The organism is Paenibacillus sp. FSL H7-0943, assembly GCF_037963265.1.
Taxonomy (GTDB): Bacteria; Bacillota; Bacilli; order Paenibacillales; family Paenibacillaceae; genus Paenibacillus_AQ; species Paenibacillus_AQ odorifer.
Window position 1 is genome coordinate 6033633 of record NZ_CP150148.1, and the last position, 12506, is coordinate 6046138.

Consider the following 12506-nt stretch of genomic DNA (forward strand, 5'->3'; position numbering starts at 1 on the left):
CTACCTTTGAAACAAATAACATTAAAATATAAACTAGTAAATCTTGGGTTACGCCTGAAAAATAGATGTATCTGGTTCAACCATCCGATTATCGCTGCTAGAATACCGAGAGATAATCTGCTTAATACTACTCATCTTAAGTGGCTTGCTGATATAGTCATCCATTCCTGAGGCTTTACAGCGATTCTGGATGCCATCCATGACATTCGCAGTCATTGCAATAATAATAGTCTTCTCAGCCGCCGGACCGCCTTCTCGACGGATTTGAGCGGTTGCCTCCAGACCATCCATTACTGGCATTTGGAGATCCATAAAGATAAAATCATAGGGCTGCTTAAGCGCCATTTGCACAGCCTGTTTCCCGTCCTCAGCCATATCAGCTTCATAGCCGAGCTTATCTAGCATGCTAACCATCAGACGCTGATTGATAGGATGGTCATCTACAACAAGGATTCGGCTTCTGCTCTCCTGATTAAGAAGAAGATGAGGCGATTCCTCTTCTTGATAACCTCCTGTCAAATCTTCTCCAGGTACGGATGCTTGTATCGTAAAAATAAAGGTAGCTCCTTTTTGCTCCATGGATTCTACCCGTATTTCTCCGCCCATCATGCCTACAAGGGATTTACATATGGCTAAACCAAGCCCTGTCCCCCCGTATTTGCGTGTCATTGAAGAATCCAGCTGTGAGAACGGTTGGAACAATCGGTCGCATTTCTCTGGAGAAATACCAATCCCTGTATCCATGATCGTGAACTCGACTTCTACCTTGTTCCCAGATGTTTCTTTGATGGAAGCGACTAAATAGACACCGCCTTGATTCGTAAATTTAACTGCGTTAGCAATCAGATTAATTAATACTTGGCGTAAACGGGCCATATCTCCATATAAAAGTCTAGGCAACTTCTGATCGATAAAATAAGCGAGCTCCAGGTTCTTTTTTCCCGCTTCCACCGAAAAGAGGCTGAACACCTCTTGAATACATGTGCGAAGTTCGAACAGCTGCTCTTCGATTTCCATTTTACCGGATTCCATTTTGGTGAAATCAAGAATATCGTTTATCACCGTAATCAACGTGTCTGCACTTTTCCGAATGATCTCGGAATACTCCTTCTGCTCAGGCGCAAGGTCAGTCTCCATTAATAAATCAATCATACCCACTACGCCATTCATTGGTGTACGAATCTCATGACTCATCATAGCCAGAAATTCCGACTTCGCTTTGGAGGCGATCTCCGCCTCTTCCTTAGCCTTTACGAGCTCACTATTTATGATTTCCAGTTCTTTCGTCTTTTGCTGCAGCAGCATGGTCTGAGTCTGATGTTTTTTGCTCGTAATATACATTTCGACAAAACCTTGTATCTTAGACTTCAGAATTTGTGGAATGAAGGGCTTGACCATATAATCAATAGCCCCTGCAGAATAGCCCGCGAATAAATGCTCCGCTTCCTTACTATTCGCAGAGATAAAGATAATCGGAATTTCCTTTGTTTTTTCTCTGGCTTTAATCAACTTTGCGGTCTCGATCCCATCCATACCTGGCATCTGCACGTCCAGTACGATGACAGCAAAATCATACCTTAACAAACACCGCAGCGCTTCTTCGCCGGAGGTGGCTTTGACTAGCTCATAATGCTGGCTTTCAAGTACCGCCTCCAGCGCCAGCAGATTTTCAGGACGGTCATCTACTAGTAGTATATGAATTGGTTCTTGAAACCCCATAGGACCACCCTCCTTCATGCGTTATTTTATGTTACGGTATATTTTTTCTACTCTGTCCAAAGACTCATAACAATCGCTGTACTTCGTAAAGTGAATGGATTCTTTAGAGCCTAGAACAAGTATTCCAAAACGACTTAAACTTTCATGAAACAAGCCGTGAACATGATCCCGCAGCTCATCATTGAAATAGATCATCACATTGCGGCAGAAAATAACATTAAACTCATTAAAAGAAGTATCTGTAGCCAAGTTATGCTCAGCGAATATAATGTTTTTGCGTAAATATGGCTGTAAAATAACCGAGTTATACTTCGCTGTATAGTATTCAGAGAATGCCCGGGTACCTCCCGCCTCCAAATAATTCTTAGTGTATTGCTTCATTCTGCTAATATCATAGACGCCTTCCTTAGCCTGCTGTAAAGAACGCTCATTCATATCTGTGGCATAAATCCGAGCCTTATCGTAAAGCCCTTCTTCATGAAGCAGGATGGCCATAGAGTATACTTCTTCACCAGTGGAGCATCCAGCATGCCAGATACGAATATAGGGATAAGTCCTCAACAACGGAACTACCTTCTGGCGAAACGTTAAAAATAACCCCGGGTCCCTAAACATTTCGGTAACCGGAATGGAGAGACTATAGACAAATCGTTCAAAACAGGCACGATCATGCAGCACCTTTTCTTGCAGCGCAGATATGCTGTGTACATTCTCCGCATGCACATGATGCCAGATACGTCGCTTCAAAGAAGGCAACGCATAATTCCGGAAATCATATCCATATAAACGGTGTACTCCATCAAGGAGCAGCTCGATCTCAATTTGCTCCAACTCGTCACTTCCTACCATAACGGGCTGCTCCTCATATCCGTGTTCTATCGCTTTCATTGTTATCCCGACTCCCTTATTAACACACCGTAATTCTAGTCATGTTAGTTCTTAAAAAGGTATTACCCCAAATTTGAGTTTACGAATACAACCAGACACGCATTAACGAAAGAAGTTGACCTGTTGCGATCGGTTTCTTCATATAATCAGAAGCTCCCGCTTCAATACATTTGGCGCGATCCTCTTTCATTGCTTTGGCGGTAAGCGCAATAATAGGCAGTTTCTGATATTGCGGCATTTCACGGATTCGGCGCATAGCTTCATATCCGTCCATTTCCGGCATCATCATATCCATAAGCACGAGATCAAAATCTTCTTGCTCTACCAGCATTTCTAGCGCTTCACGTCCGTTCTCCGCAAACTTCACTTCCATGTGGTATTCTTCCAGTACACTAGAGAGTGCAAAAACATTACGAATATCATCATCGACGAGCAGTATTTTCTTCCCTTCGAATAACTCTTCTTTGTTATGCAGCTTCTGCAAAATTTTACGTTTATCTTCCGGAAGATTGGCTTCTACCCGGTGCAAGAACAACGTTGTCTCATCCAGTAGTCGTTCCGGAGAACGAACATCCTTGATAATTATGGATTCAGCATACTTGCGGAGCTGTGTCTCTTCTTTGCTATCTAAATCCTTACCTGTATAAATAATAATAGGAAGATCGTTTAATTCCTCATCATCACGAATCTGATCCAGCAGTTCAAAGCCGTTCATATCCCCAAGCATAAGATCCAGAACCATACAATCATATCTCTGCTTGCGCAGCTCCATCAGTGCCTCGTTGCCGGTTGATACTGCTGTGATAGCTACATCATCATGACCGATCAATTCCATAATGGAACGACGTTGAATCTCATCATCTTCTACAATCAGAAGGTACTTCACTGTGCTGGACGTATAATTCTCAATTTGTGAGAAAGCCCGCTCCAATGCTTCTCTTGAAGATGGTTTTCTTAGATACGCCATAGCTCCCATCATCAACCCTTGCTTCACTTCATCGTTCACAGAGATAACATGAACAGGAATATGACGGGTCTGAGATGCACTTTTCAGCTCTCTAAGGATGGTCCAGCCGTCCATTACAGGCAGCTGTATATCGAGAATGATCGCATCTGGCAAATAAGTTTTTGCCATCTGTAGTCCAATATCGCCTTGAAGGGCTACTAAGCCTTTAAATCTGCGACCACGAGCCATGTCTAGCAAGATTTTCGCAAAGCTTTCATCATCTTCAATAATAAGCAGGACTTTGTCATTCGCCGTCAAATTGTCACGGTCATCCTCAATCGTCAGTTGTGGAAGGGGTACATTAACGGCTGCTGGCACTAAGGTTGGAAGCATGTCTCCAATATATTCATCATATGTTGAATCCTCTTTGGACACAGCAGCTTCTATTTCTGCAGGTTGTTTACTGTAATTTGCCTTCACCGGCAAATACAAAGTGAAGGTACTGCCTTGTCCCTCACGGGATTCGAGCACAATAGCTCCACCCATTATACGAACCAATTCACGGCTGATCGACAATCCCAGGCCCGTGCCTCCATATTTACGGCTGGTAGTTCCATCTACTTGCTGGAAGGCTTCGAATACAATATCTGTTTTGTCAGCCGGAATACCAATGCCACTGTCCTTCACAGCAATAGCAATATATTCATTATCACTCGGCAGATTTAGTGGCAAGAGATTACTATCTGCCGGGCTAACTGAAAACTCGATAAAACCTTCGGTTGTAAATTTAAAGGCATTGGAAAGCAGGTTTCTTAAAACCTGCTTCAACCGATGACTATCGGCAATTACGCTATCTGGCAGCGGCTCGTTAAAGGCTATCCGTAAGGAGAGTCCTTTTTTGATCGCCTGCGGAGCAAAATTCTGCTTCACAAAACTTTTCAGCTCAGTCAGTTTAATTTCTTCATGATTCAGTTCCATTTTTCCTGCATCAACCTTGGACAGGTCTAAAATTTCATCAATCATCTTAAGCAGGTCAGCACCTGACATATAAATCGTATGGGCAAATTCAACCTGCTTCTCCGTTAAATTACCATCCTTGTTCTCGGTAAGCAGCTGGGACAAGATCAGCAGACTGTTGAGCGGCGTCCGCAATTCATGGGACATGTTCGCCATAAATTCCGATTTATACTTACTAGTCACGGATAATTGCATAGCCTGTTTCTCTAGCTGAACCTTAGCATGCTCAATTTCATCTTTTTTCTCCTCGACCTCCTGCACTTGTTCCTCTAGTGCACGAGTCTTGGCGACGAGTTCCGTATTGTAATGTTCCAATTCCTCCTGTTGACGTTGCAGCAGTTCTTCTGAACGCTTAAGTGCGTCCGTCTGCTCTTCCAAGTTCTCATTGGAACGACGCAGTTCTTCTTGCTGAGTCTGCAGCTCCTCTGACTGACATTGCAGTTCTTCCGTAAGTGCTTGTGACTCACGCAGTAATTTCTCTACAATCAGACGACGACTAATATTATTGAAAATAATGCTTAAATTATTCGCAAGTTGTTGCAGCAAATCATTTTTCAGACTGCTAAATGGCTGGAATGAAGCGAATTCTACTACACCGAGCAGCTCGTCTTCAAAAATAAGCGGATGAATGGAAATATATCCTGGCTGTGAATCCACAAAGCCGGATTTCACGGAGATATAATCTTCAGGAGCCCGCTCCAATCTGATTGGGTGCATATCAAGCGCACTTTGTCCTACAAGCCCTTCTCCAATCAAAAAACCTTCCTTTGGTTTCTTATCGTTATCTACTGCATAATAACCACTGCTTCGTAAAAAATCGGGACGATTAGCATCCTTCAAATACACAGCTCCAAACTGGGCTCCGAGCACAGGGGTGAACTCGTTGATAAAGGTCTGTGAGACCTGATCCAATGAGCTAACCCCCCGGAGAAGTTCTGTCACCTGAGCAACATTTGCATTCAGCCAGGATTGATCATTCTGTGCCTGTGCATAAGCCTGTTCCATTTGCTGTTTCTCTTCAAGATCTAACGCCATTTTCTTAAAGACAAGGGCAACCTCACCAATCTCATCTTTCGAAGTAACCTTTATGCGCCTTATGGCCCGGATTCTGCCGTTGCCAAAGCTGGTAATCATCATCGAAACGACATTAAGTCCCCGCGTAATGCTTGGAATGATCCATAGAACAACTCCAAGTCCAAGTAATAGACCTACAATCATCATCAAGATGACCATCTGAGTAGAGCTTTGATAGGCATCTTTAGCTTTTGCGCTCTCTTCATTCATAATAAAGGCATTATAATCAGAGAGACTGTTCAGAGCATTTAACACGGCATTTTGAATCGCTTGTCCCTCTGTGTTAGAATACGTACTGGCATTCTGGAAATAACCAGCTGATAACAGCTTCAATATTTTTTCCTGATAATTTAGATAGATCGTATAAGAATCATCAATTTGATTAACGATCTGCATCTCTTCAGCGCTAGTCATTGATTCTTTTATTTTGTCGTAGTGCTCATTCGCCTTAGCTATTTTTTTATCAATCTCTTTTTTTTGTGATTCTACCGTTGATGTATCCGCACTTAACATGGTCGTCGTTAATATGCGCGCCATATCATTCACTTCTCCACGCATACCTGAAGAAGAGCGCCCCTTCATATATCTATCCTGGTAACCCTCAAGCTGACCATTCATATAATCCAAACGATCGTATCCAATCATAGTAAGTGCCAGCATAATCGCCAGCATCGCACTAAAACCAATTAAGAGTTTAGCCTTTATTTTCATCCTCATTCTGTTCCCTTCTTCAGTGAGATCCACACTATACATTTGTCATCGTCACGCTCTTTAGGAACATCAGCATTGAAAAAAGCAGCCCGTATAGTTTCTTCCTTCCATTCATGCTCAACATTTAAATGCTTAATCATAAACTTCAGCTGCTCTTCCTGTTCACCCTCAACCAGCTCCAGCAGACCATCTGTATAGAGAACCAAATGCCCTTCATCTTCGTAGGTCAAGCTCTGAGGCTGAATATCAATCCGTTCAAACAGGCCTACAGGGTGACAATTACTTTCCAGCAAGACCGGAGTCATAGCTGCGCCCTCAAAAAATAGCGCAGGTGGATGCCCGGCGTTAACGTAGTCAATACGCTTTATACGAGTGTCGATCACAAGATAAATCGTCGTAAAATAATATTGAATCAGCTTTTTCTCAATATAAAGTTGGTTAAACCTTCGATTGAGTTCCTGAATTACCTTTTCCGGCTCTACATAGGTAGTTACCGTATCCTTTAATACTGACGCAAGGAACATGCAAAAAAGAGAGGACGATATACCGTGTCCCATAATGTCCAGGAGGATTACGCCATATCGGCCATCCCCTAGGGGATACCAAGCATATAAATCACCCGCCAATTCAGAGGAAGGCTGATAGATAGCATGCACCTCGAAATTCTCTTCCTGCAGGGGTAGGCTGAGTACAGCATTCTGCACGAGTGCAGCCAGTCTCAATTCCTCCTGAATCCGCTGATCCCGTTCCTTATGCCAATCTTTCTCACGTTTCAACCGCAGAGCAAGCCGAATCCGGGCCATTAGCTCCACTTTATTAATAGGTTTCGTAACATAATCTACTGCACCTGCATCCAGCGCTTCGGCCAATTTCTTAGAATCGCCTACAGCTGTAACCATTATTATTGGAATATCCTTAAGATGTTCGTATTGCTGCACAACACGACATGCTCCGATCCCATCCATTTCTGGCATCATCATATCCAGTAAAATCAGATCAATATCTGACATCCGGGGACGTCCATCTTCACTCCCCGAACCGATTCCAAGCCGTTCCAGCATCTCTTTGGCAGAGGATGCGGTTACGAAATTTCGGTAATCTTCTTTTTTCAGGATTTCACGGATAATGATAACATTAGTCGGATTGTCATCCACGATTAAGATTCTCATCATCTTCACCTCACACGAGTAGTATTACGACCGTAAAATTCTGCAAACCTATTAACTATATCATACGCTATTTTACAGTGTTATTTCTATTTTCATAATATGTAAATATAGTCATAGGATCAATTTACGTATTCAGCAAAGTAACCTCCAGCCCCACTATACCTAGTGGGGCTGGAGGTTACTCTATTCTAAAGACAGCCTATGTTTATTAACCAATTTGCTCAAATATGAAACACATTAGGAAGAAATACTATCAAATAAATCAATTCCTTCAAATTCACCCGCCAAATTTCGATATATTTTGAGTGCATTATTCCCTCTCAGGTATACATCCCCATCTTCGGCTATAAAATACGGTTTGCCCAAAGTATCTTGCAGATTATCTGTTAAAGGATCGATTTCTACGCCATCTACATGTAAACCGAACTGCTGTGCTTGCGGAGGTGCAACATGTACATAAAGTACAACACCCTCGCCCACACCCACTGTCACATCTGCGTAGTGGTACTCCACTGTCTCTAGCAATGGATCATTTGTCACCGCAAGCGGATTGCCTTTGGTCAGAAGCAGTTCTTCCTTTGTGGTGTATAAAGCAACACCTTGCAGAGAATCAAAGTGATTTATATATGGGCTGGATGCTGAAGCATGTTCAAATGCGAGAACCGACTTAGGTTGTTCAATAAAAGTAGAGATAGGCGCCAACTGTGGAGACGCATCAAAGTATGGGAAAAGAAGACCAAATAAAAGGATCATCATGTTCATGTTGTGTCCCACCTTTCTTATCTGCAGCCACCGATTACAGAAGCCTTACTATCTTATGCTTAATGACGAAATTTTTTCCAAAGAGTTGCAGCTACGTCTACACCTTTTAGCACTGTAGCTATTTTTCCCGGTGACTTCTCAGCATAAATGGCATCATAGGAGTTAACAGTACGTTCTTCAGCAGGAGTTAACGGAGCTTCTTTTATAGAGACTTCCTTACTCTTCTCCTTCAGCTCACGCGATTTACGATATTTCTCAATCACTGTGACTGACACTTGTTTGACCGTTAAGGTCAGCTCATTCATGACATCACCCAGATTCTTGACTGAATCGATGACTGGGTCAATCTTTTGAATCTTATGCTGTACATCAGCAGTGATTTCATTTGCGTGTCTGACCGTCGTTTTCACTTCATAAGTAAGCTCATCCATCGTCTTCTGTACTTCCACCAAGGTTTGGCTGACTTTGTCGAGTGAATCCTTTGCCGACTTTAAGGTTTTAATTAAAAAGAAAACAAGTACTGCGAATGCAATTGCGACGAGAGCTACACTAAGTTCAATGATCATATTCATAACCCCTTCCATATCTCATAAATATCGGCTAATCAGCCTTGTATACTGCATAGTTACCCCTGGTCCCATAAGCCGAAACATCTTGTCGAGCGTTGTCAAGAGTCCCTCTTCCCTTTTGTTTCAAAATCAAAGTCCCCGTTTATACAATGACTACATTAATCAAAAAAGGATAGGTGATATGTAATGTTAAAATGGTCCGCAATACTACTTGTAGTCGCAGTAATCGCCGGAATCTTTGGTTTCTTCAACCTTGTAGCTGCCGCTGCTGGTCTTGCTAAGATTTTGTTCTTCGTCTTCCTGGTTCTGTTTGTAATTTCTCTCTTCACGGGACGCAGAGGTAGATCTATGTAGTAGCCCCTCCTTTTAATGGTGTGACTGTCGTATCCCTCCCATATCTATCCATATATCTTATTCATCATGCAGAAAGTATAGGTCATTCCTGTACGGATGTCACTTGAGAAAATAAGAAATGTTGAATGGGTGGTTCATACCGCATCATTTACGTTTACTAGCATATTAGCAAACAGCGCTTTTGGAAAAAAATACATCCAACCCCCACTAGGAGGAACCAAACATGAAAAAAATCGCCAGCCTTACAGTAGCCTTAGGACTTATGGCTTCCATTGCTGCTACAGCTTCAGCAGCTGAAGTAACTAACACTACTACGGATCCTGCAACCGTAACTGGAAGCACTTACAGCAATTCTTTTGAAACCATTATTACTCCAGCGGATATGATTCCAGCAACACCACAAATAGTGCTGACCGAGAAAACACCTTTCTACTTTTCCGTCGGAGGTATAATTCCAGCAGGCTGGCTTGGCGTTCAGACTCTTGATACAACAGGTGAGGTCATTTCGGACACTTGGGGTAATGAATGGAGAGAAATTTACACTTGGTTAGGAAAAGCATGGGTTAAGGTTCCTGTAACAGCCAACGTGATCTTACCTTAATTATCAATATGCGAAAAAAGGGTGTCCCAAGAGCCAAGAAAATGGCCGATGGTACTGCCCTTTTTTTATGTGGAGAGTACATATTCTGAACAGATAAAACAGGAAGAGCTACCCCCTCAGTAGAGAATTCTACTAAAAGGATAGCCCTCTTGCGCGTACGCCCGCCATCGTTCACCCGTCACAAACATGCGATGCTGTCGCTTCCTGCATTTTTCATATATTTAGCGAATGACCGAACCTCCGTAGAGAAAACGATTCATCCAAGAAGCGCTTAGTTTATCTACTCTTACCCCGCCTGAAGCAACGGAATAAGTTTGTAGAACTTGTCCATCTCCTAGATACATAGCAACATGCGATATTCTAGCTGTAGATTTGTCGATTCCCTCATAAGCAGAAGCAGAATTCCCCTTATAATCCATAAAGAACATTAAGTCGCCGCGCTTCAAATTGGAAATAGACGTAACCACCGTACTATTCGACTTCACCCAATCTCCCTGTTGACGGGAATCCGCCGGCAGTTTGAGATTGGCAGCATCCATAAAAATTTGCCGGATGAAGTCCGAGCAATCAAAGGTGCTTGTGTCATTTCTGCTGGAGCCATACTCATAAGGCGTTCCTAGATATCCCATGCCCGCAGCAATTACCCGTTCGATTTGGGCTGAAGCCCCCGGTGTTGTTATAGGTGGATTGGGTGTAGGTGTAGGTGTTACAGTTCCAGACCCCCCACCGTTTCCTGAAAGTGTACTATATTGTTCACTTGAACTTATATATCCGATGCTACCATCCGCCGCTTTAACTTGATACCAGTAACTGTTAGGCTGTGCCAGAACTTCTACTTTTTCTCCCTTATTCAAAAGCTTCATTATTTTCCCGCTTGTTGAAGGTGAAACTCGAAGATTCACACCATACTTAATGGTGCCAGTTTGTGCCGATGGTGTCGTTACTGAAGCAGAGGATACACTGATATATTTATCTCCTGCACTTGTATAACCCACTGAACCATCAGCCGTTTTTACTTGATACCAATAGCTGTTAGGCTGCGAAAGGATCTGCACTTGATCTCCCTTTTGCAAGTACTTCACTATTTCTCCGTCAGTAGAAGGGGTGCTGCGAAGGCGAACACTAGCCTCGATCACACCTGTTTGAACGGCTGAAGCTGCTGTAACTGAATTAGATGAACTTGAGGCTGCCGCTGCTTGTCCAGGAGCAGATACTCCTAAACCTGCAACAATTGCAGCAGATACTAACAAAGATGCTGTAATTTGCTTATGTGATTTGATCATACGTTCCCCCAAATTCCATGATGAGATTTCAATAAAGGATTGTACTACATTATTCCTTTATGCCCTCATTATAGGCTTGCCCGGGATTTGGAACATGCTCCAAATTTCACATATAATCATGCCACTTTATGGTAACACACAGGTCTAAAGTCTCGATTTCTCCTTGAATATGTGTGTTTTTTCCTTAATATAGCATTTCGCGATTTATTTTTTAGGTTCCACGTGCACCTGCACATTCATAATATTATGCATTTTGCTCATTCTTTCTTCGATGGAATCACTTATTTCATGACCTTCCGTCACAGAAATATTCGCATCCACTTCCACTACAACATCCACATGCACATGATTACCATGAACCCGTGCCTTCACATCTTTAATCTCTTCTACTCCCGGCGTTCGAGCAATCGTACTGCGTAGATCCATCAATTTATCTTGATCAAAGCCATCGGTAAGCCGATAGGTCGAATCACGAAAAATATCCCAAGCGGTCTTGGAGATAATGAGTCCGACAAGAACAGCTGCTGCGGAATCAATCCATGGCAAACCAAACTGTGCACCCACAATCCCAACTGCGGCTCCAACACTGACCATTGCATCAGAAAAATTATCCTTAGCCGCTGCCATAAGTGCCCCACTGTTAATTTGTTTGGCCAGTCTTTTGTTATATATGTATACCCCCATCATAGCTACTGCACATACAATAGCCACCCCTGCCGACCAGAGCTGCGGCGTTTCTTTTGTACGATCGAAAAAGGAACGCACCGCCTCCACAATCACTTGAAGGCCCACTACCGCCATGATAAAAGAAGCCAACAACGCCGCTACGGTCTCTGCCCGGAAGTGCCCATAAGCGTGGTCAGAGTCAGGTGGCTTCCGCGAAATCCGTAACCCCACCAGTACAGCTATGGATGCTACGATATCTGTTAAATTGTTGACCCCGTCCGCAACGAGTGCGCTAGATGCAAATAAATAACCACAAACCAGCTTAAATGATGATAGGATGAGGTAAGCCGCTATGCTCACCCAAGCTCCTCGTTCACCTTTACGTATATCTTCGTAAATATCAGTCATTCTTGGCTCCCCCTCTTTTCCCCGATTATTTAAAATACGGAAAAGAATTCTTTCAATTATTCTTGCCCTTGTGGCAGCATTTAAAAACAATTAGAATAAAGTGTAAGGACTTGCTTCGAAGGAGGTTATCATAATGAGCGAAAGCAACGATAAAGGAAAAATCAACTTAGCGGAAGCTATCCGTAAAAAACTGGAACAGAAGAAGCAACAATCTTCCTCCAAGCCTGGATCCACATTTCAGGCCGGTTCCGCCAAACCGCTAAAAAGCCAAAATAACAAAAAGCCTAACAACCAACGCCGTCGTACTGGCGGATCTTAGTATTTACTTATACTTAAACA

Annotated in this window: 11 protein-coding genes; 3 read left to right on the top strand and 8 right to left on the bottom strand. The window is 42.9% G+C overall.

Features of this window, described 5'->3' with window-relative positions; all coding sequences use genetic code 11:
• Nucleotides 1–48: 48 nt before the first annotated feature.
• The 6 genes from NSQ55_RS26370 to NSQ55_RS26395 all read right to left on the bottom strand — a co-directional run bounded on the left by NSQ55_RS26370 (nt 49) and on the right by NSQ55_RS26395 (nt 8852).
• Nucleotides 49–1719 (bottom strand): response regulator, encoded by a 1671-nt coding sequence (locus tag NSQ55_RS26370; protein ID WP_076224272.1) that lies wholly within the window; start codon nt 1717–1719, stop codon nt 49–51.
• Between the two features lie 21 nt (nt 1720–1740).
• Complete coding sequence (locus NSQ55_RS26375; protein ID WP_051491113.1) at nt 1741–2607, bottom strand: protein-glutamate O-methyltransferase CheR; 867 nt, start codon at nt 2605–2607, stop codon at nt 1741–1743.
• A 79-nt stretch (nt 2608–2686) separates the two neighbouring features.
• Nucleotides 2687–6355 carry a response regulator gene (locus NSQ55_RS26380; protein ID WP_248549643.1) on the bottom strand — a complete coding sequence of 1223 codons (3669 nt, stop codon included), beginning with the start codon at nt 6353–6355 and terminating at the stop codon, nt 2687–2689.
• A gap of 2 nt (nt 6356–6357) precedes the next feature.
• Complete coding sequence (locus tag NSQ55_RS26385) at nt 6358–7524, bottom strand: fused response regulator/phosphatase (protein WP_339174616.1); 1167 nt, start codon at nt 7522–7524, stop codon at nt 6358–6360.
• 237 nt (nt 7525–7761) lie between these two features.
• Entirely contained in the window at nt 7762–8286 is a 525-nt protein-coding gene (locus tag NSQ55_RS26390) for a hypothetical protein (RefSeq protein ID WP_248549630.1), read from the bottom strand.
• A 59-nt stretch (nt 8287–8345) separates the two neighbouring features.
• Nucleotides 8346–8852: a DUF948 domain-containing protein gene (locus NSQ55_RS26395; RefSeq protein ID WP_036680224.1), complete on the bottom strand. Its 507-nt coding sequence runs from the start codon at nt 8850–8852 to the stop codon at nt 8346–8348.
• A gap of 189 nt (nt 8853–9041) precedes the next feature.
• Here NSQ55_RS26395 and NSQ55_RS26400 point away from each other — a divergent pair, with 189 nt between their 5' ends.
• Both NSQ55_RS26400 and NSQ55_RS26405 read left to right on the top strand, forming a co-directional pair.
• Nucleotides 9042–9209, top strand: coding sequence for a DUF1328 domain-containing protein (locus NSQ55_RS26400; RefSeq protein ID WP_036680225.1), 168 nt, complete (start codon nt 9042–9044; stop codon nt 9207–9209).
• 223 nt (nt 9210–9432) lie between these two features.
• Complete coding sequence (locus NSQ55_RS26405) at nt 9433–9810, top strand: hypothetical protein (protein ID WP_036680226.1); 378 nt, start codon at nt 9433–9435, stop codon at nt 9808–9810.
• 221 nt (nt 9811–10031) lie between these two features.
• On the opposite strand, the gene NSQ55_RS26410 is transcribed toward NSQ55_RS26405, so the two are convergent.
• Together NSQ55_RS26410 and NSQ55_RS26415 are read right to left on the bottom strand one after the other, a co-directional pair.
• Complete coding sequence (locus NSQ55_RS26410) at nt 10032–11093, bottom strand: SH3 domain-containing C40 family peptidase (protein WP_339169823.1); 1062 nt, start codon at nt 11091–11093, stop codon at nt 10032–10034.
• Between the two features lie 204 nt (nt 11094–11297).
• Nucleotides 11298–12167 (bottom strand): cation diffusion facilitator family transporter, encoded by an 870-nt coding sequence (locus NSQ55_RS26415; protein WP_076128688.1) that lies wholly within the window; start codon nt 12165–12167, stop codon nt 11298–11300.
• A gap of 133 nt (nt 12168–12300) precedes the next feature.
• Here NSQ55_RS26415 and NSQ55_RS26420 point away from each other — a divergent pair, with 133 nt between their 5' ends.
• Nucleotides 12301–12486, top strand: a complete 186-nt coding sequence (locus tag NSQ55_RS26420) for a hypothetical protein (protein ID WP_036680230.1) — start codon at nt 12301–12303, stop codon at nt 12484–12486.
• The last annotated feature ends 20 nt before the right edge of the window (nt 12487–12506 follow it).

What these genes read in the sequence shown, in the direction of transcription:
- NSQ55_RS26380 (WP_248549643.1), bottom strand. Translation starts at nt 6,355, where the DNA reads ATGAAAATAAAGGCTAAACTCTTAATTGGTTTTAGTGCGATGCTGGCG.
- NSQ55_RS26415 (WP_076128688.1), bottom strand. Translation starts at nt 12,167, where the DNA reads ATGACTGATATTTACGAAGATATACGTAAAGGTGAACGAGGAGCTTGG.
- NSQ55_RS26390 (WP_248549630.1), bottom strand. Translation starts at nt 8,286, where the DNA reads ATGAACATGATGATCCTTTTATTTGGTCTTCTTTTCCCATACTTTGAT.
- NSQ55_RS26395 (WP_036680224.1), bottom strand. Translation starts at nt 8,852, where the DNA reads ATGATCATTGAACTTAGTGTAGCTCTCGTCGCAATTGCATTCGCAGTA.
- NSQ55_RS26405 (WP_036680226.1), top strand. Translation starts at nt 9,433, where the DNA reads ATGAAAAAAATCGCCAGCCTTACAGTAGCCTTAGGACTTATGGCTTCC.
- NSQ55_RS26420 (WP_036680230.1), top strand. Translation starts at nt 12,301, where the DNA reads ATGAGCGAAAGCAACGATAAAGGAAAAATCAACTTAGCGGAAGCTATC.
- NSQ55_RS26385 (WP_339174616.1), bottom strand. Translation starts at nt 7,524, where the DNA reads ATGAGAATCTTAATCGTGGATGACAATCCGACTAATGTTATCATTATC.
- NSQ55_RS26410 (WP_339169823.1), bottom strand. Translation starts at nt 11,093, where the DNA reads ATGATCAAATCACATAAGCAAATTACAGCATCTTTGTTAGTATCTGCT.
- NSQ55_RS26370 (WP_076224272.1), bottom strand. Translation starts at nt 1,719, where the DNA reads ATGGGGTTTCAAGAACCAATTCATATACTACTAGTAGATGACCGTCCT.
- NSQ55_RS26400 (WP_036680225.1), top strand. Translation starts at nt 9,042, where the DNA reads ATGTTAAAATGGTCCGCAATACTACTTGTAGTCGCAGTAATCGCCGGA.
- NSQ55_RS26375 (WP_051491113.1), bottom strand. Translation starts at nt 2,607, where the DNA reads ATGAAAGCGATAGAACACGGATATGAGGAGCAGCCCGTTATGGTAGGA.